This window comes from Brevibacillus brevis (assembly GCF_022026395.1).
Taxonomy (GTDB): domain Bacteria; phylum Bacillota; class Bacilli; order Brevibacillales; family Brevibacillaceae; genus Brevibacillus.
The window spans coordinates 6,022,059-6,040,366 of sequence record NZ_CP041767.1 but is presented as its reverse complement, the minus strand read 5'-3'; the positions used below and the strand labels follow the sequence as shown (position 1 = coordinate 6,040,366).

17 protein-coding genes are annotated in these 18,308 nt (G+C 48.5%); 12 read left to right on the top strand and 5 right to left on the bottom strand.

Annotated features, from left to right (window positions below; translation table 11 throughout):
• The first annotated feature begins 103 nt into the window (after positions 1-103).
• The 5 genes from FO446_RS28335 to FO446_RS28315 are packed head-to-tail and all read left to right on the top strand — an operon-like array spanning position 104 to position 5,555.
• Positions 104-1,402 carry an ABC transporter substrate-binding protein gene (locus FO446_RS28335; protein WP_173611716.1) on the top strand — a complete coding sequence of 433 codons (1,299 nt, stop codon included), beginning with the start codon at positions 104-106 and terminating at the stop codon, positions 1,400-1,402.
• 57 nt (positions 1,403-1,459) lie between these two features.
• Positions 1,460-2,380 carry a carbohydrate ABC transporter permease gene (locus FO446_RS28330; protein ID WP_221868746.1) on the top strand — a complete coding sequence of 307 codons (921 nt, stop codon included), beginning with the start codon at positions 1,460-1,462 and terminating at the stop codon, positions 2,378-2,380.
• Entirely contained in the window at positions 2,377-3,189 is an 813-nt protein-coding gene (locus FO446_RS28325; RefSeq protein WP_370646674.1) for a carbohydrate ABC transporter permease, read from the top strand. The genes FO446_RS28330 and FO446_RS28325 overlap by 4 nt, the downstream gene beginning before the upstream one ends.
• Before the next feature lie 28 nt (positions 3,190-3,217).
• A complete protein-coding gene (locus tag FO446_RS28320; protein WP_237899675.1) occupies positions 3,218-3,874 on the top strand; it encodes a YesL family protein in 657 nt (218 codons plus the stop codon).
• Positions 3,864-5,555: an amylo-alpha-1,6-glucosidase gene (locus FO446_RS28315; protein WP_237899673.1), complete on the top strand. Its 1,692-nt coding sequence runs from the start codon at positions 3,864-3,866 to the stop codon at positions 5,553-5,555. The genes FO446_RS28320 and FO446_RS28315 overlap by 11 nt, the downstream gene beginning before the upstream one ends.
• Before the next feature lie 66 nt (positions 5,556-5,621).
• Here the strand turns inward: FO446_RS28315 and FO446_RS28310 are convergent, their stop codons facing one another.
• The 3 genes from FO446_RS28310 to FO446_RS28300 are packed head-to-tail and all read right to left on the bottom strand — an operon-like array spanning position 5,622 to position 7,831.
• On the bottom strand, positions 5,622-6,344 hold the full coding sequence (locus FO446_RS28310; RefSeq protein ID WP_173611720.1) for an amino acid ABC transporter ATP-binding protein: 723 nt from the start codon (positions 6,342-6,344) through the stop codon (positions 5,622-5,624).
• Entirely contained in the window at positions 6,341-6,994 is a 654-nt protein-coding gene (locus tag FO446_RS28305) for an amino acid ABC transporter permease (protein WP_173611721.1), read from the bottom strand. Before FO446_RS28305 ends, FO446_RS28310 begins: the two co-directional genes overlap by 4 nt.
• Before the next feature lie 51 nt (positions 6,995-7,045).
• Positions 7,046-7,831 (bottom strand): transporter substrate-binding domain-containing protein, encoded by a 786-nt coding sequence (locus FO446_RS28300; RefSeq protein WP_173611722.1) that lies wholly within the window; start codon positions 7,829-7,831, stop codon positions 7,046-7,048.
• Positions 7,832-8,027: 196 nt separating this feature from the next.
• Here FO446_RS28300 and FO446_RS28295 point away from each other — a divergent pair, with 196 nt between their 5' ends.
• The 5 genes from FO446_RS28295 to FO446_RS28275 all read left to right on the top strand — a co-directional run bounded on the left by FO446_RS28295 (position 8,028) and on the right by FO446_RS28275 (position 13,150).
• Entirely contained in the window at positions 8,028-8,729 is a 702-nt protein-coding gene (locus tag FO446_RS28295; protein WP_173611723.1) for a response regulator transcription factor, read from the top strand.
• Positions 8,722-9,828 carry a sensor histidine kinase gene (locus FO446_RS28290; protein ID WP_237899671.1) on the top strand — a complete coding sequence of 369 codons (1,107 nt, stop codon included), beginning with the start codon at positions 8,722-8,724 and terminating at the stop codon, positions 9,826-9,828. The genes FO446_RS28295 and FO446_RS28290 overlap by 8 nt, the downstream gene beginning before the upstream one ends.
• Before the next feature lie 149 nt (positions 9,829-9,977).
• Positions 9,978-11,240 (top strand): efflux RND transporter periplasmic adaptor subunit, encoded by a 1,263-nt coding sequence (locus tag FO446_RS28285; RefSeq protein ID WP_173611725.1) that lies wholly within the window; start codon positions 9,978-9,980, stop codon positions 11,238-11,240.
• A 12-nt stretch (positions 11,241-11,252) separates the two neighbouring features.
• Positions 11,253-11,972: an ABC transporter ATP-binding protein gene (locus tag FO446_RS28280; RefSeq protein ID WP_237899669.1), complete on the top strand. Its 720-nt coding sequence runs from the start codon at positions 11,253-11,255 to the stop codon at positions 11,970-11,972.
• A complete protein-coding gene (locus tag FO446_RS28275) occupies positions 11,969-13,150 on the top strand; it encodes an ABC transporter permease (protein ID WP_237899667.1) in 1,182 nt (393 codons plus the stop codon). The genes FO446_RS28280 and FO446_RS28275 overlap by 4 nt, the downstream gene beginning before the upstream one ends.
• A gap of 148 nt (positions 13,151-13,298) precedes the next feature.
• Here the strand turns inward: FO446_RS28275 and FO446_RS28270 are convergent, their stop codons facing one another.
• Positions 13,299-13,847, bottom strand: a complete 549-nt coding sequence (locus FO446_RS28270; protein ID WP_237899665.1) for an NADPH-dependent FMN reductase — start codon at positions 13,845-13,847, stop codon at positions 13,299-13,301.
• 105 nt (positions 13,848-13,952) lie between these two features.
• Entirely contained in the window at positions 13,953-15,845 is a 1,893-nt protein-coding gene (locus FO446_RS28265; protein WP_237899664.1) for a serine hydrolase domain-containing protein, read from the bottom strand.
• Between the two features lie 155 nt (positions 15,846-16,000).
• Between FO446_RS28265 and FO446_RS28260 the strand changes: the two genes are divergently transcribed.
• Positions 16,001-17,845, top strand: a complete 1,845-nt coding sequence (locus FO446_RS28260) for a helix-turn-helix transcriptional regulator (protein WP_237899662.1) — start codon at positions 16,001-16,003, stop codon at positions 17,843-17,845.
• A 63-nt stretch (positions 17,846-17,908) separates the two neighbouring features.
• Positions 17,909-18,250 carry a zinc ribbon domain-containing protein YjdM gene (locus tag FO446_RS28255; RefSeq protein ID WP_173611731.1) on the top strand — a complete coding sequence of 114 codons (342 nt, stop codon included), beginning with the start codon at positions 17,909-17,911 and terminating at the stop codon, positions 18,248-18,250.
• The last annotated feature ends 58 nt before the right edge of the window (positions 18,251-18,308 follow it).

Genomic DNA, 18,308 nt, shown 5'->3' with positions numbered 1-18,308 from the left:
GGAAACAAATTCACACACTATTGCGAACAGTTGGCGGTTTCACCGTTTTTTTCCCTTCATTAAAATAAAGAAAAATGAGGGGTAAATCTAGGGGGGATCACAGATGAAAAAGGTTGCGTCAAAATGGATGGCAGCTGGCATGGCACTTCTATTGGCCGTCGTAGCTGGTTGTTCACAAGCCCAGCCAGCAGGATCAGACGGCACGTCTAGCAACACAGGTACGACAACGCCAGCGTCGTCTGATAAAAAGGAAACGGTTACATTGCGTTTCGCGACATGGGACACGGACCAAATGCTGAAGATCCAACAAGATATCGCGAAACAATTCGAACAGAAAAATCCGGGTGTGAAGGTACAAGTAGAGGCATATGCAGATGGTTTTGATCAGAAGCTGGTAGCGGCATTCGGAGCCAAAAACCCGCCCGATGTCATGTACATGTGGGATTTCCCCACGTACCACGCCTCACTCGAGCCATTGGATGAGTACGTAAAGAAGGACCCATCCGTGGCAATCGACGACTTTTACCAAGGCCTCCTAAACTATAATCGCTTCGATGGAAAATTGTTCGGTCTCCCGGCGGGCTTCTCGACACGGGTCGTCTTCTACAACAAAAAGCTGTTTAACGAAGCAAATGTACCACTTCCGACAGACGACTGGACGTGGGAGGATTTCAAATCGGCAGCCAAACAGCTAACCGTTCGCGACAAGAAGCAGTACGGCTTCGCGGTTCGTTCAGAGCCGGATACGTACGATTTGCAGCAGTTCGTGTGGAGTAACGGCAGCAGCTTCATCAGTCCTGATGGAAAAACAATCGAAGGCTACATGAACAGCAAGGAAACGGCAGAAGCCCTGCAAATTTTCAGTGATTTGACGAAAGACAAGAGCGCTTTGCTCGTTGGTGGCAAAAACCAGCAGAGCGGGAATGACTTGTTCAAAGCGGGCAAGCTCGCGATGTATGACAACGGCGTATGGTCGCTCGAGTCGTACAAGAAGGCGAATGTCGACTTTGGTACGGTCGTGATGCCGCAATTCCCTGGCAAGCCTGGTAAGGGTGTCATTGCAACCTCCTCTGTATCGATCGCCAAGGATTCCAAAAACAAAGAGCTTGCTTGGGAGTTTTTGAAGTTCTTCGTTTCCAGCGATGCGATCAAGATGCGTACATCTGATTTGCCTGTCCGTATTAGTGTCGTACAAGAGAAGAAGCTCGATCAGGACCCGCTCTACGCGCCGTTCTACAAGACATTGGAGCAATCGACTGACACGCCTGCCTTCCTGTTGAATCCGCATTGGAACGAAATCAACCGGAACCTTTCCGCAGCGGTCAATGCGATCATGATGGGACAAAACGCCGAGGAATTACTGAACAAGGCAGTCAAAGACTCCCAGAAATTCTTGAAATAACGGGAAGGGGTCAGGAAATTGAATACAGAGAGTGTTGTGACACATAAACAGCCTGCCATGACCGTTCAACCGAAAAAACTCAAGGGAAGGGCGTTTCTTACGCCCTATCTTTTTATCTTGCCTTGGATTCTCGGCTTTCTCGCTTTTACACTGGGACCGATGCTGTTTTCACTCGTCATGAGCTTTTTTGATTGGCCTGTCGTTGGTGAGGTTACGTTTGTCGGCGTGGACAACTACGTCAATATGTTTACGGATGATCCATTGTTTTGGCAATCGCTCTGGGTCACGATTAAATTTGCGCTGTTGTTTGTCCCGTTGAATTTGTTCATCGCGTTGTTTTTGGCCATGATGCTGAATCAGAAGGTAAAAGGCAGCGGCTTTTTCCGCACAGTGTTTTACTTGCCGAGCGTGATTTCCGGTGTGGCGCTGGCGATGATTTGGGCGTGGGTATACGACGGGGAATACGGCATTTTCAACTATTTGCTCAGTCTGGTTGGAATTACAGGTCCAGATTGGCTAAACGATACGTCGTGGGCGCTCGTTGCCATGGTGATTGCGAGTCTGTGGGGGCAGGGCTCCATGGTATTGATTTTCCTGGCGGGGCTCAAAAGTATCCCGGAGAGCTTGTATGAAGCGGCTTCGATTGATGGGGCAGGGGCGGTGCAAAAGTTTTTCCGCATTACACTGCCGATGGTCAGCCCAACGATTTTGTTCAACCTGATTATGACGATCATTAGTGCGTTCCAGCAGCTGAGTCTAGCACTCTTGCTCACAGGAGGCGGACCGTTGCAGTCTACGTATTTCTATGCCATGTACGCGTATGACAACGCCTTCAAATACTTCAAGATGGGGTATGCTTCGGCGAACTCCTGGTTTATGTTTGTGATCATTCTGGTATTGACCTTCCTCGTATTTAAAACGTCCGGCAAATGGGTGTACTACGAGGGCGACAACCGAAGGGGAGGGGAAGAAGCTTGATACGCAAAACGATCGCTTATTCGAGCTTGATCTTTTTCTCTTTCCTGTTTCTCGCACCGTTTTACTGGATGATCTCTACTGCGCTCAAGTCGGATGATGAGATTTTGCAGTATCCACCCAAATGGATTCCGGATGTGCTGCATTGGGAGAACTTCGGGAATGCGTGGATGTCACAGCCGTTTCATCTGTATTTGGAAAACTCATTGACGGTGACGATCCTGACCACGATTGGCCAGTTGATTTCGTCTTCGCTGGTCGCGTACGGCTTTGCCCGGTTTACGTTTAAAGGAAGGGACTTCCTGTTCATGGTCGTTCTGGCGACGATGATGATTCCGTGGGAAGTGACGATGATCCCACTGTACATGGAGTTCAACTATCTGGGCTGGATCAACACGCTCAAGCCGTTGATTGTGCCTTCGTTCTTTGGGTCAGCGTTTTATATTTTCCTCATGCGGCAGTTTATTTTGACCATTCCGCGTGAGCTGGATGAAGCGGCGCGTATTGATGGTGCTGGTTCGTTTCAGATTTACGCCCGGATTATTATGCCGTTAATGATGCCTGCTCTGATTTTGGTGAGTGTATTCAACATCTTGGGCACATGGAACGACTATTTGGGTCCACTCATTTTCTTGAATGACCAAAGTCAGTACACGCTGACGCTGGGACTGGCGCAATTTAAAGGGATGTATGAAGTAGAGGCTACCGGGCTGATGGCGGTAACGTTCCTGATTTCGCTTCCGCCGTTACTCCTCTTTTTCCTCGCACAACGATATATCGTAGACAATTCAGCTGGCGTTGCCATTAAGTAAGAAGTTATCAAGTAGGGAGGGAGCTACAGTGGGGAATCGGGCGAAGTGGGAAGGCTGGGCATGGTCATTTCATCAATTTGGTGAGCGATTGTTGCGGATGGCGGCAGCGCATCTCATGTGGGTGGTGTGCACGCTCTTGGGAGGCATCGTCTTTGGAATCTTCCCAGCGACAGCTGCTCTACACGACGTACTTAGCGGCAAGTGGAATGACCGTGGGCTTTTGTCCGCTTTCTGGCATGCTTTTCGCCACTACTTCTGGAGGAGCCAATGGCTTGGCGTAGGGACGGTGCTATCGGGGGCAATCCTGTGGGTCGATGTGGTGTTTTTCCTTCGAATGGGCACCCTGTGGGGGCTCTCGATTGCGGCCGTTTTTGCGGGGATTGGATTCTTGCATGCGGCTACTTCTTGCCACGCTTTTTCCCTGCTTGTTCGGGAGGATGCAGACGTGAAGCGGACGCTCAAGCAATCGTTTTGGCTAGTCGCGGCCTTTCCGTTGCATTCGCTCGTCACGATGGGAGGCTTGCTCCTTCTCTTGATTCTTTTGCTGGCGGTTCCCGTTTTGCCGATCTTGTTGGGAGCGAGCCTGCCCGTCTGGTGGATGAACGCCAGAATGAGTCGTCTGCTGGAAAAGCGCGATCGTACACGATCGACGAAGCAACCTCGAGGTGAGACATATGCAGTTTGATTTGGGAATGGTTCCTTTTAGCCGATACGGGTCGTATCTCGTACTCTCGCGTCTGGGTAACGCCAAGCGAAAAGAAGGACTATATTTGCGCAATATTCGTGGAGGAGACAACCACGATGGCGCGATTTTTCGAATCGAAATGGTAGCCGATGATGTGGCGATTCCATTTGAAACGGAGGCTACGCCAACCTTGCTGCGTCTTTACGGGGATAAAGGCGAAGTGAAGCTGTGCATGAGCGAGCCGCAGCTGGTGCAGGTACGTGGTCAAGGCGTTGGTTTGCGCCTGGTGCTCGAATCGACAGCGGCAGATTATGCGATTCAAGCTGGAGCCGGATGCTGGGAAATCAATCACTTTTCCACAGAAATTCGCTTGCGATTGACTCCGCTTGCTGGATCACTTGCTGTCAACCTTACGAAGGCATCGCGTGAACAGCAAGTCGCCGTAACCTTTCTTCCCGACGAGGAAACGGGTGTATTGGAAGGCGTATGGGAGGAGTTCCACACGGTATGGAAGGAGCGCAGCTATCCTGCCTTTGCCGATGGATGGGAGCAGGTAAAAAAAGAGTACGACGAGTGGCTGGAACGGACACTCTCTGTATCTGAGGAGCATGGCGAAGGCTTGAACGAAGCAAGAGAACTCGCGGCCTACATCACCTGGTCTTGTGTGGTGAGACCTGAAGGCTATCTGCCACGGTCCGCGATGTACATGTCCAAAAACTGGATGACGAATATCTGGAGCTGGGATCATTGCTTCAATGCGATGGCACTGACGCGAGCAAACTTGCCGCTGGCGTGGGATCAGCTCATGATATTTATCGACAGGCAGGATGAGAGTGGTGTTTTCCCCGATTTTATCAATGATCGGTATGCGTTGTGGAATTGCTGCAAGCCTCCGATTCACGGCTGGACGCTGCGCTGGATGCTGAATCGGAACGACGCAATTACAAACGAGATGCTGGAAGAGGTGTACGAGCCGCTTTGTCGATGGACCGATTGGTGGTTCCGTTACCGCGATGATGATCAGGACGGGATTCCGCAGTACAATCACGGTTATGACTGCGGTTGGGACAACAGCACGATTTTCCTCGATGGGGCGCCGATTGAAAGCCCGGATTTGCCTGCGTATTTGATTCTGCAAACGGATTTGCTGGCGGATTTGGCGAAGAGGATGGGGCGTTCGGAAGAGGCGGCGAAGTGGCAGGAAAAGGCCGAAATGACACTGCAACGACTGCTGGAGAAGCACTGGAATGGCGAAAACTTCTTCGCGACCCACTCCGGCAGCGACCAGCCTACCCGAGGGGACAGCTTGATTCGCTATATGCCTCTCGTGCTTGGCGAAAAGCTGCCGCAGGACATCCGGGCCAAGCTGATTGCCGATTTGCAGGAGCGGTTTTTGACCGAGAATGGACTGGCTACGGAGAGTCCAACCAGCTCTTTCTACCGCGCTGATGGCTACTGGCTAGGCCCGATCTGGGCGCCAGTGACGATGCTTTTGGTCGATGGATTGCGGCGAGCAGGTGAAGCAGAATTTTCTCAGGAGATTGCCAGACGTTTTTGCCGAATGGCAGCACGCAGTGGCATGGCGGAAAACTTCGATGCGCTGACAGGTGATGGTTTGAGGGACCGGGCCTTTACGTGGACGTCCAGTGTGTTTTTGATGTTGGCGCATGAGTATGTGTAAAGTAGTTTCATAGGAAAAAACAAGCGGGCATGATGGATGAAAAATCGCATCATGCCCGTTGCTTGTCTACAGCACTTTACTGAGAAACGCCTTGGTTCTCTCATGCTGGGGATTGTCAAAAAGCTCGGCTGGTGTGCCTTCTTCTACGATATATCCGCCATCCATGAAAATCACGCGATCAGCTACTTCACGGGCAAAGCCCATCTCATGCGTAACCACGACCATCGTCATTCCTTCTTTGGCCAAATCCTTCATCACCTGAAGAACCTCTCCGACCATTTCCGGGTCGAGTGCAGAGGTAGGCTCGTCGAACAGCATGATGTGAGGGTCCATGGCGAGCGCACGAGTAATGGCTACGCGTTGCTGTTGACCACCAGACAACCGATCGGGGTACACGTCTCGCTTGTCCGCCAAATCTACTTTTTTGAGGAGTTGCAGCGCCTTTTGTTCATTTTGCTGGCGCTCTGAATTTTTGACATGCTTGGGCGCTAGCATGATGTTTTCCAAAACAGTGAGATGCGGGAAGAGATTGAACCGCTGAAACACCATGCCGACACGCTCCCGCAGCTTGTTAATGTCCACTTTGGGGGAAGTAACCTCCATGCCCTCAATGGTGATTTTGCCAGACGTTACTTCTTCCAACTGGTTCAGACAGCGCAGAAACGTACTTTTTCCCGAGCCGGAGGGACCAATGACACAGACAACTTCACGCTCTTGAATAGTAGTTGAGATGTCTTTTAAGACCTCCAACGAGCCAAAGCTCTTTTTCAAATTCTCTACATGAATCATTTCGCGTACCTCCTCTCAAGGGAACGGGACAGCAGACTGAGGATGTAAATCATCAGGAAATAGAAGACCGCTACTACAGCCCAAATTTCGAATGAGCGAAAGTTGCTAGAAATGATAATCTCGCCACTGTTCATCAGCTCTCGGATACCGATGACCGTTAAGAGCGAGGTGTCTTTTAGCGTCACGATGAATTGGTTGACGAAAGCAGGAATCATACGGCGAACAGCCTGTGGCAAGATAACCAGGCGCATGGCTTTTCCGTGCGAGAGTCCCAGGGAACGAGCAGCTTCCATCTGTCCTTTATCGATGGAGAGAATCCCTCCGCGAAAAATTTCAGCCAGGTACGCTCCGGCATTGAGGCTGAGCGCAAGAATACCTGCGGTTGTCTCTGGAATTTTGATATCAAGGACAGGCGGCAAACCAAAATAAATAAAGAAGATTTGAACCAACAGCGGTGTGCCGCGGAGAAAGTCAACGTAAGCGGTTGCAATACCGCGGAGTATTTTGGAGCGGCTGGTGCTCATTAACCCAAAAAGCAATCCGATTAAGAGAGCGAAAAACAGGGAAATGACCGTTATTTTTAACGTGACCACAGAGCCTTGGGCCAAGACAGGAAGAGCATCGACAATGACATCCCAACTACTGCTCATTTGGACAACTCCATTCTTTCTAAGTTGAAAAAAAGGCGCGTCTTGCGCCTTTTACTTTTTCGTGCTCAAGTATGTGTTGATGATTTCGTCGTATTTCCCGTTCTCTTTCAGCTTCTTCAGACCGGAGTTGAGTTTGTCCTGCAGCTCTTTGTTCCCTTTTAAAACCGCGATGCCGTAGTGGTCACCATTGAGACGATCACCTACAATTTTCAGCTTGGAAGCAGGGTCTACCGTAATTTTATAAGAGATGACCGGATAGTCCTCGATGGTTACATCTGCGTTGCCGTTTTGAACCTCTTGGAACATGGAAGGGCTATCGTCGAAGTATTTGACAGTCGCTCCGTACTTTTTACCGAGCTCATCAGCAAAGGTCGCGCCAGTCGTGCCTTTTTTGATCGCAATCGTTTTGCCAGCCAAATCTGCCTCTCCATTGATCGTTGTGTTGTCCTCACGTACGACCAGGGAAAGACCTGCTTGATAGTAAGGTTCAGAGAAATCCAAAATTTCTTTGCGCTTATCATTGATGCTGATCCCCGCAATGGCACCGTCCAATTGCTTCGCTTGAACAGCTGGAATGATTCCTTTGAAGTCCATCGGCTTAATTTCTACCTCAAAGCCTTCTTCTTTAGCGATCGCATTGATCAGATCGATGTCAATTCCCACGTATTTTCCGTCTTTTTCAAATTCAAAGGGAGGGTATGTTGCATCTGTACCAAACACGTACTTTTTTGCACCGGATTGCCCAGATGTTGAGGCAGCCTGATCTGTGCCAGTGCCACACGCACTTACCGTAAGTGCCAACAAACCAGAAACCACAGCAAGCATTAGTTTTCTCATAAATTACCCCCAAGTATATTTATATTAGATATGATATGGACATGAATATATTAATATAGAAAAGTCTGCAAAGTCAAAACAAACCGAAAGTAATTATTATCCATAATTGTATGAATGATATCATGGTTAGATAACAGAAAAGACTTTTTATACCTGCTATAATGGTAGGAAATGTATACAAGGGATGGGAAAAACGATGAAGCATGTCACCATATTGATCGCCGACGATGAAGCGGAGATTGCGGAGCTCGTTGCCTTGCATGTGAAAAAAGAAGGTTACCACACAATTATTGCAGCGGATGGAAAGGAAGCCCTCCAAGCTGTGCAGACGCATTCGATTGATTTGGCGATTCTCGATATTATGATGCCTGGGCTGGATGGCTATGAGGTCACCCGTCTCATTCGCGAACAGCACAATATGCCGATTATCTTTTTGAGTGCCAAGACGTCTGATCTGGATAAAATTTCGGGATTGGTGATGGGCGCAGATGATTATATGACCAAGCCATTCAACCCAATGGAATTGGTCGCTCGTGTGAATGCCCAGCTGCGACGCTTTAAGCAGCTGAACCAACCGGCAGTAGCAGTAGCGAGTAACAAGGTGGTAGAGGCAGGTGGACTTATCATTTATCCAGAGCAGCGAACCGTGAGCCTGTACGGAGAAACGATTGAGTTAACGCCAAAAGAGTTTGATATTCTCTACCTGCTGGCCAGCTATCCAAAGAAGGTGTTTAGCGCGGATAATATTTTCCAGCAGGTGTGGGGCGAAGCGTACTATGAAGGCTGCAATACAGTCATGGTGCACATTCGCACCTTGCGAAAGAAGCTGGGAGAAGAAAAAACCAAAAACAAGTGGATCAAAACGGTCTGGGGCGTCGGGTATTCATTCCATGGATAGCATGATACGAAGCTTTCGGTTCCAAATGGTCAAGCTATTGGGCATAAGTTTGCTTCTATCTGGTTCGGTTACCTATGTGATCTTTAAAGCGCTACAGTTTTACTATCGATCACAGGTGAAAATGGAAAGCATTTTAGCGCCGATTCGTCATTTTATGCGAGAAATAGGGGACATTTACTTCTTTCTGATTATTTTTGTTCCACTCGCCATACTGTTTTTCTTCTTGCTAACCAAACGCTATGCCGTCTACTTTCAGGAGATTTCAAGAGGAATTCATCATCTTGCAAACGGCGACTTTACCCATCATGTTCAAATACCGTCAAACGATGAATTTGGAGATATTGCCAAGGACATCAATCTGGCGGGTGAAAAATTGCAGGAAGCCGTACAAAGAGGAGATTTTGCCGAAAGCAGCAAGGATCAGTTGGTTTTAAACCTGGCGCATGACCTGCGGACGCCACTGACTTCTGTTTTAGGGTATTTGGACATCATTTTGCGGAACGAGCAGTTAACGGTGGAACAAGCCCGACATTACACGAATATTGCTTTTACCAAGTCGCAGCGTTTGGAAAAGCTGATTGATGAGCTCTTCGAAATTACGAGAATGAACTACGGCATGCTCACCATCCAACAGAACCTGATTGACCTGAGTGAACTGCTCATGCAGTTAAACGAAGAGCTATATCCTTCCTTGGAGAAAAATCAGTTGGAAACGAGAATGAATGTGGCCTCACGATTGACGGTTTGCGGGGATGGCGAGCTCTTGGCACGCGTTTTCGAGAACATCATGACAAATGCCATCCGTTACGGGCACGATGGTCAGTTTGTTGATATCAACGGTTTTCTTGCGGGTGACGAGGTCGTTGTGCAGATTATCAATTATGGTCACGAGATTCCCCCGGAAGATCTGCCGCATCTTTTCGAGGTGTTTTATACAGGTGACAAGGCCCGAAGCCATCAAAACGGAAGTACAGGTCTCGGGCTATTTATCGCCAAAAATATCGTCGAGCGCCACGAAGGGACGATTTCTGCGCAGAGCAATTTGATCCGCACCGTTTTTGAAATACGCTTACCTTACGAACAGACTCCCTCACTTTAAAAAAATTTAAGGATTACCCCACTTTTTCTTTTAAAAGTTTTCCTTATCCTGATCGGGTGACGAGCCAGGGTGGAACCTAATAGAAAAAGTGGGGTTTTTTGATTGGCTAAGAATGGTCGGGGTTTAAAGTTTTTGGGGAGGTAAGGAATATGAAAAAACGTTTGTGGATCTGGCTGGGGGTAGGCGTACTTGCCGCTGGGCTTGGCGGCTATGCGGCTTCTTCGGGCGAAAAGAAGAGTGGCGTTCCTGTCACGTTATCAACGGTGGTAACGGCCGACTTGGAAAGTACGATTTTGACGTCGGGAATGGTCAAAGTACGAAATGAACATACATTGTTCGCCAACTATGCAGGCGAACTGCGGAATTTCTCCATCAAGGAGGGAGACAAAGTAACGAAAGGACAGGTGATCGGCAATATCGACATGTCCGATGTCAGCAATGAAATCATGGATATCGAGGCGCAAATCACCATTCAGGAAGCGAATATCGCAAGGCTCTCCAAAGGTGTGGAACCCGAGGAAGTCACGAAAATGCAGGAGCAGCTTTCCCAGCATGAACGGGAATACCAAACGGCATTAAAAGATTACCAGCGAACGCAATCGCTGTTTACCGCAGGCGTGTCTACCCAACAGGCTGTAGAGGAGGCGAAGCAAAAGCTACAGACCGCGGAATCAAGAGTAAAGGTCGCGAAGCAAGACTTACTTTTGAAGCAAAAAGGGCCAGACAAGGCAGAGATTCGCTCCTACGAGGCACAAATTCAAAAGCTGAATTTGGAAAAAGCAAAATATGAAAAGCAACGTGTGCAAAGCAGTATCGTGTCTCCGATTGACGGGACGGTGCTCTCCATGAAGGTGAAACAAGGGAAGTACCTAAGTAAAGGCGAGGAAATTCTCACGGTTGGAGATACCAATGATGTTATGGTCGAAGCAGCAGTCGGAGAAACTGACTTGCGTAAAATCAAAATCGGACAGGATGCGGTGGTCTCAGGCATTTCCTTAGGCGGAGAACAGTTGCAAGGTAAGGTGTCGCGCATATCCCCTATGGCTGTAACCAGCAAAGAGCCGGGTGGAGAGAGTACGGGAGTGCCGGTCGCTGTCCATCTAAATGAGACGAGGGAGTATTTGAAGCCAGGTTTTCACGTGGATGTGAACATCGTCCTGCAAAAAGCAGCAAACGCCATGCAAGTCCCCATTGAGGCAGTCGTGACGGATCAAGATGGATCTTCTTTTGTCTGGGTAGCGGAAAATGGCAAGGCCAAGAAGAAAAAAGTGACGACTGGAATTGAAAGTGAATTGTTTATCCAAATTGAAAGCGGATTGGATGGCAGTGAAGAATTGGTAGCGAATCCACCGGAAACCTTGCAAGAAAATGAAGTGATCTTCCAAGCATCTCCCGAAGAGTTTGCGGAGTAAAGGAGGATGCATATGCTGAACATTGAGGGGTTAACCAAACAGTACAAGACGGATGAGCTGGAGCTGTTCGCTTTGCAAAATATCAATATCCACGTGGCTCAAGGTGAATTCGTGGCGATCGTGGGACCTTCTGGTTCCGGAAAATCGACGTTTATGAACATGCTGGGTTGTCTGGATCGGCCAACCACGGGCACGTATGTCTTGGATGGGATTGATGTTACGAAGTTGAAGGATAGTGGGCTGGCGCAGGTACGCAATCAAAAAATCGGTTTTGTCTTTCAATCGTTTCATCTGTTGCCACGTGCTACTTCGCTGCGAAACGTAGAGTTGCCGATGATGTATGCGGGCGTCGGCATGACAGAGCGCAAAAAAAGAGCGAAAGCGGCGTTGCAGCGTGTCGGACTTGCCCAGCGGATGGATCATAAACCAACGCAGCTGTCCGGTGGTCAAAGACAGCGGGTAGCCATTGCCAGAGCTTTGGTCAACCAGCCTGCGATTTTACTTGCTGACGAGCCGACAGGGAATCTGGACAGTCGTTCCAGCATTGAGATCATGGCGATTTTTCAGGAGTTGCATGCGCAAGGGGTAACGATTCTGCTCGTCACGCACGAGGCGGATATCGCTCAGCATGCCGAGCGCGTCATTACGTTTCGAGATGGTCATATCATCCGAGATGAGCGAGTGGAGAATCGTTTGTTTGCTACTCCGTCCGAGGAGGTGATCCTCACGTGAATTTACTCGAAAGCTTTCGTACGGCTCTGGAAGGGATTGGGACAAATAAGCTCCGAGCTACCTTGACGATGTCTGGGATCATCATCGGAATCATGTCTGTTATTGCTGTGATTACACTAGGAAACGGCAGTCAGCAGGCCTATACCGATCAGTTGGAGAAGCTGGGTGCTACTAATTTCAGTGTTACTATTTGGTGGGGCCAAGGAAGTAAGATTACTGATTTGACAGTGGAGGATGCTTATGCACTTCCCCAACAATCGCCCTACATTGAAGAGGCCGTGCCGTTCTTAGATCTTTTTGGAACGATTCGAGGCCCGAAAAAGGGGAAGGACGCATATATACAAGGAACAAATGAGGATCTGTTAAAGGTTCAACCCAACTTGAAAATTGTTGCAGGCAGATATTTTACTGCGAAGGAAGTAAGAGAGGGGAAGCCGGTTATCGTTTTAACCGAAAAGCTAGCGGCAGGGCTTTTCGGACGTGAAGACCCGATTGGCAAGCGTTTGACTTACCAAACAGCATCAGTCATCGTTATTGGCGTGGTAAGGGAAGCCAAGCTGATGATTGACGCTGGTCGATCCGAGGGTGCCTATGTGCCGATTACCTTTCTGCACAATATGGACGGGCTCAAATACGTTCAAACGATAACCGTAAAAGCCAAGTCGAAGGAAACAATGGAAGCAGCCAAGAGGCAGACAGAGAAATACTTAAACCGCAGGCACGATCGCGAAAACTATTACCAAATCGATAGTATCGAGAACGCACTGGGGGAGATGGATTCCTTTTCCGGTACGCTCACCACGATTTTTAGTGTCGCAGCCGGGATTGCGCTGTTTGTCGGTGGGATTGGCGTCATGAACATCATGCTCGTATCCGTCACGGAGCGGACGCGGGAAATCGGCATTCGCAAAGCGTTAGGGGCGCGTTACGGAGATATTATGCTGCAGTTTTTGATCGAGTCGATGATCGTCTGCCTGATTGGTGGAACGATTGGCGTGCTGCTCGGCATCGGGACAGCCATGTTTGCCTCGCAATATGTCGATGTGCCGCCGTTATTATCGTGGGAAAGTATCGTAATCGCTTTTGGGTTTTCCAGTGCCATCGGTATTTTCTTTGGGCTCTATCCGGCTCATAAGGCGGCGAGGCTCAATCCGATTGACGCGTTGCGATATGAGTGAGGAACGAAAAAGAAATGACTAGCAGAAATCGCTGCTAGTCATTTTTCTGTCGTATAGGAATTTATAAAATAAATTCTGGAGCGCATGGAAACTTTCCGCTAAAACGCGGTCGCTCCTCCTTGAAAAGGCCTCGATAGAGGTTTTCTTATTAGTCCCGAACCGATTTTAATGCTATTGACCAACTAATCACTTGATTTAACATGTCGTTTACATGTGGGGTGTGCAATTCCGATGGTTTAAAAACAGTGTAATTTTCAAAATCCTTAAAAAGATTGAAGGCAGGTTGTGTACGGACGTCGGCAACCTGTAATTCTCCCAGGATTCCCCGTAAGTGCTCAGCTGCACGAGTTCCGCCTGATGAACCGTAGCTGACGATACCAGCCGCCTTGTTGTACCATTCCTTGCGGGCGAGGTCGAGTGCGTTTTTTAATACCCCTGTGATGCTGTGGTTGTATTCGGCGGTAACGAATACAAATCCATCTAGGCTGGATAGCTTTGCCGCCCATGCGGCTACTTGTTGCTCACCACTTGGATCGCCAAAGAACGGTAAGTGAAAGTCCGCAATATCAACGATTTCATACGCTGCATCTCCTCGTTGATCGGCAACTCCTTTGAGCCACGCACCTACTTGGGGACTGACTCGGCCTGGGCGAGAGCTGCCCAGAATAATCCCGATTGTTAAGCTTGAAGTACTCATGGTTCGTTCCTCCTTATGCGGCTTTGTTTAATGGTAGTTCTTTGGATCAAACATTATGCTTCAAAAAAGGCCCCAACTGTAAAACTCAGTTGCGGCCTCGGAGTCCTATGAGTAATGAATCGAAAGAAAGTTCCAGTAAAATAAATAGCCAGTATACAGGATGGAGAGTAACGCTGCTGCGCTATTCGCTACCTTCCAGCGATCCCGTTCCTTGGCTGTTCCAATTCGCAGGAGCAAATAAGCAGCGGCGGCCAACGAAACAATCGGCAGGGATGCGACAACGACTTGGTAGAATGCCGGGTAGCCATAGACAAGCTCTGCGTTTGCATAGGTGAATTGGATGATAAAAAACAAGCTATGAAGCAGAGCCATAATCGGAACGATCTTCGAAATAGCGTGCGATTGTTTGCGCCATTTGCGTAGCCCGAAACGAGCGATCCAGACGAGCGAAAGAAGGATGAACATGGTTCCAGGAATCACATACAGAGCCAAGAGAACAGGTGGACTTTCGATGAAGGAGATACGAGGGAGCGAAAAGTTCATCGGTCCTGTCATATAAAATTTCCCTTGTTCCTCGTGAAAATATAGCTGTTCCTCACCGTCGATCTCTTGAAAGAAATGCTCGTCTACTTGCACAAACTTTTTCTCAAGGGATTGCTGTCCTTCATTCTGGAATAAACCAGTTACGGATATTGTCTGCCCATCCAATGCCTTCACTGTGTAAGGGTAGCTACTGAGCAGACGAAGCCCTTTGCCCCAGCCATTCTCGGGCGTCAGGGTAAGTAGATACTGACCCTCCAGCTTTTTCATTTCGTCTATGGTGCCATCAACAGGAGTTAGGGGCTTTCGGACTTGCTCTGTCAGTAGCTTGTCGGCAAACGCGTTCACGACATTGCTGTGCAGCTCCAAGCCCGGATGCGTGGCGTTCACCGTAACGAAGATGCCGATTGATTCTGAGGGAAGCAGCACCATTTTCGAGATAAAGCCATCAATCCCACCGTTTGCCCATAGGGTAGGAATGCCGTTTTTCGTCTCTCCTTTAAAAAAGCCGTAGCCGATCCCATACATGCGCTTATGAGCCGCGAATTGCTGGGCATGCATAAGCTGGACAGTTTCTGGTTTGAGCAGAGATGTGCCGTTATAGCTGCCGCCAGAAAGATGGGAGATCATATAGGGGGCGAAGTCGACTGGTGTCATATTAGCGGCACCACTCCCTGGGAAAATAATCCCCGAGTAAGGAATCGTTTGATAGCCGTTTCCGTCGTAATAATAGCTTTTAGCCAGCTTGCTCCTGTCCTCTGGGAGATACAATTCGGCGGAATCCATACCTAGCGGGCGGAAGATATTCTCCCGCATATAGTCATGCAAAGATTGACCGGAAGCTTGTTCGACTACACTTCCTAACAATCCGGTGCCCGCATTGCTGTATTGAAATTTGCTGCCTGGCGTGAAAATCGTCTCTTGCATCTGAAGCGTTTCATTTACGGTTTCGGTCGAGAATTCCGGTATCACACTCTGGCGGTTATCTCTTTTATAAATCTTTTCATCTATGCCAGCTGTATGTGTGAGCAGGTGGTGGAGTGTGATCGGGCCGTAACGATTATTGGTAATTTTGTAGTCTTTTAGGACGGTATTCAAATCTTCACGTAAGGAAAGCTTGCCTTTTTCCACGAGCTGCATCGCTGCAGTAGCAGTAAACGACTTGGTCACGGAACCGATTCGAAACACCGTACGCTCAGGATCAACGGGGATTTGCTGTTCGACGTCGGCAAAACCATAGCCTTTTTCAAAAATGATGCGATCTCCCTGGGTAATGACAATGGCTGCGCCCGGGATATGCAAGTTGTTCATTTCATTTTTCATGACGGGATCAACTACTTGTTCGATGGAAAGAGCGGTAAGAGGGGAGCGAGCATTGACCACAGATAGGGGCTGTATCAGCATGAGGCAGGATACGAGCAGAACGGCAAACCAATTTCGTAGAGCTAATAATGTCATGTTCATCACCTTTCGCGTTTTGCGTCCGTCAATTGTTGTAAGCCAGCGACAGGGATGAGTATAGGGGGATGAGTGTCACGGTGAGAAGTAACGGAATGTCATTGTTTATCGTGATAGTAGCTGGGCGTCATCTGAGAATATAATGGAGAGAAAGTTTGGGTGTAGATGAGGTGTGCCAATTGCTTGCATTTGTTAAACGATGGTTATGGGTCGACTGGATGATCTTCATCATCCACTTTATGTGGGGATTGACGATTATTCTCGGCTTTGTCCGCCATCACGATCAATTGCCCTATCCGATAGTGATGACATTGATCGTTTTGTTCTTCGTGCTTGTCGTCCCCAGTTGTTTGCGTCGATACTCTCGTAACCTATATTTGTTCGCTGAGATTATAGTGAGTGGAAGCTTGTGTATTGCCTTGAACTTCTTTTTTGAAGGAGTAAGATGGCAGTTCATCCCCATCGCTTTTCTCATCGGATATCACAGTGTGGAACGATCTTATCGCTGGACGGGACCATTGGCGATTTTGGCGATTCCGTTTCTTGTGGGCGAGGCAATTGGGTTTGATTTCGAGCCTATAGCCGTAAGCGATCTAATTGTGTATCATTTCGCGGCATATGCACTTGGTTTTGCCTTTCAATTGCTTAGCCGTATGCACAAGCAAGGCCTGATTATTCAACACCAGAACCAAATCTTGGAGCAATACACCTCCCAAGTGGAGGAAATCACGCTGCTGGAAGAACGGAACAAAATGTCCAGAGAGCTGCATGATACGATCGGACACACGATGACATCACTCATTATGGGGATGGAGATGCTTCGGTCTAAAATACCAGATGCGGAGGCTAGTCGGCTGGATATGCTTTTGCAGATGGCCCGACAAGGTTTGGACGAGTCCAGAGGGATTTTCCACAAGTGGGCTCAGAATGGCTATGAATCTACTACGACCATGGAGTCCGCCTTCGTTGAACTGATCGAGCAATTTCAAGAGGCTACAGGGGTGTCCGTCAAGCTGCGTATGTACGGCGCTGAGTATGCATTGAGCCGGTCCATGAAGCTGACTTTGTACCGCTGCTTGCAAGAGACGCTGACCAATGCTGTGCGACACGGAAAAGCATCACAAATTCAAGTGGGACTTTACTTTGAAGAAGCCCAGATCCGATTGCAGGTCGAAGATAATGGAGAAGGAAATGGGGCGATCGAATTCGGATTTGGTTTGCAATCGATGAAGGAAAGGCTGGAAGCTCTTCAGGGACGATTATCGATCCATTGTATGGACGAAGGAGGTGTGACGGTCATTTGTTGTCTGCCAGCTAAGCAGGCTGTACAAAGTGTAGGCATACGTATCCTGATCGTCGATGATCAGCCCATTGTGAGGGAAAGCTTGCAGCTCGTTTTACAGAATCAGCAAGATTTGCAGGTGGTCGGGATCGCAGAGAACGGCTTGATGGCACTGGACATTATTCCAAAGGAAAAGCCCGACGTCGTACTTTTGGACGTTCAAATGCCTGTTATGGACGGGGCGAAGACACTACAAGCGATACGTGAACGGTGGCCGGATATGCGTGTCATTATGTTGACGACCTTCGAAGAAACAGCCCTTGCAGCAGAAACGCTAGGGAGAGGCGCGAATGGCTACTTGTTAAAATCGGTTAGTCCGGTCGAGCTCGTAGAGGCGATACGAGTTGTTCATCAGGGTGAAGCGTTGATTAACCATAAGATTGCGGATGTCCTTTTCAAAGAAATGCGCTTGCAGCAAGAAGAGCTGATTGGACTTCGCCAAAAGCAAGGGCGCGAGTGTCCCTATGGGTTGACCGAACGGGAAAGGGGCATACTGGCCTCGTTAGTAGAGGGGCTTCGCATGAAAACAATCGCGGAGAAAATCTTTCTTTCTGAAGGAACGGTCCGCAATTGCACCACAGTGATTTATGCAAAACTGGGTGTAAAAAATCGCGAAGAGGCCGTTAAAAAAGCACGGGACGAAGGGCTTACTGGTTAGATGGCCAGATTTTCAGGCTAGTTATGGTAGAATGGACAGTATCGAATGGAGGTTATATCAAAGATGAGTCAATTGCCAAATTGCCCAAAATGCCAGTCAGAATACACGTACGAGGATGGAAGCTCCTTGGTATGCCCGGAATGCAGCCATGAGTGGACTTTGCAAGCAGATAGCGACAACGGTGAAGATAACAAGGTTATCAAGGATGCGAATGGGAACGTCTTGAACGATGGCGACACCGTAACCGTCATTAAAGACCTCAAGGTAAAAGGGACTTCATTGGTCGTGAAGATCGGGACAAAAGTTAAAAATATTCGTTTGGTTGAGGGAGACCATGATATCGACTGCAAAATCGATGGTTTTGGTCCAATGAAATTGAAATCGGAATTTGTGAAAAAGGTGTAAGCCGAGAATGTAACGGATAGGAAAAAGCTGACTGCATGGTAGATTGCAGTCAGCTTTT

What these genes read in the sequence shown, in the direction of transcription:
- FO446_RS28265 (WP_237899664.1), bottom strand. Translation starts at nt 15,845, where the DNA reads ATGACATTATTAGCTCTACGAAATTGGTTTGCCGTTCTGCTCGTATCC.
- FO446_RS28290 (WP_237899671.1), top strand. Translation starts at nt 8,722, where the DNA reads ATGGATAGCATGATACGAAGCTTTCGGTTCCAAATGGTCAAGCTATTG.
- FO446_RS28305 (WP_173611721.1), bottom strand. Translation starts at nt 6,994, where the DNA reads ATGAGCAGTAGTTGGGATGTCATTGTCGATGCTCTTCCTGTCTTGGCC.
- FO446_RS28310 (WP_173611720.1), bottom strand. Translation starts at nt 6,344, where the DNA reads ATGATTCATGTAGAGAATTTGAAAAAGAGCTTTGGCTCGTTGGAGGTC.
- FO446_RS28315 (WP_237899673.1), top strand. Translation starts at nt 3,864, where the DNA reads ATGCAGTTTGATTTGGGAATGGTTCCTTTTAGCCGATACGGGTCGTAT.
- FO446_RS28300 (WP_173611722.1), bottom strand. Translation starts at nt 7,831, where the DNA reads ATGAGAAAACTAATGCTTGCTGTGGTTTCTGGTTTGTTGGCACTTACG.
- FO446_RS28335 (WP_173611716.1), top strand. Translation starts at nt 104, where the DNA reads ATGAAAAAGGTTGCGTCAAAATGGATGGCAGCTGGCATGGCACTTCTA.
- FO446_RS28255 (WP_173611731.1), top strand. Translation starts at nt 17,909, where the DNA reads ATGAGTCAATTGCCAAATTGCCCAAAATGCCAGTCAGAATACACGTAC.
- FO446_RS28330 (WP_221868746.1), top strand. Translation starts at nt 1,460, where the DNA reads ATGACCGTTCAACCGAAAAAACTCAAGGGAAGGGCGTTTCTTACGCCC.
- FO446_RS28285 (WP_173611725.1), top strand. Translation starts at nt 9,978, where the DNA reads ATGAAAAAACGTTTGTGGATCTGGCTGGGGGTAGGCGTACTTGCCGCT.
- FO446_RS28295 (WP_173611723.1), top strand. Translation starts at nt 8,028, where the DNA reads ATGAAGCATGTCACCATATTGATCGCCGACGATGAAGCGGAGATTGCG.
- FO446_RS28280 (WP_237899669.1), top strand. Translation starts at nt 11,253, where the DNA reads ATGCTGAACATTGAGGGGTTAACCAAACAGTACAAGACGGATGAGCTG.
- FO446_RS28270 (WP_237899665.1), bottom strand. Translation starts at nt 13,847, where the DNA reads ATGAGTACTTCAAGCTTAACAATCGGGATTATTCTGGGCAGCTCTCGC.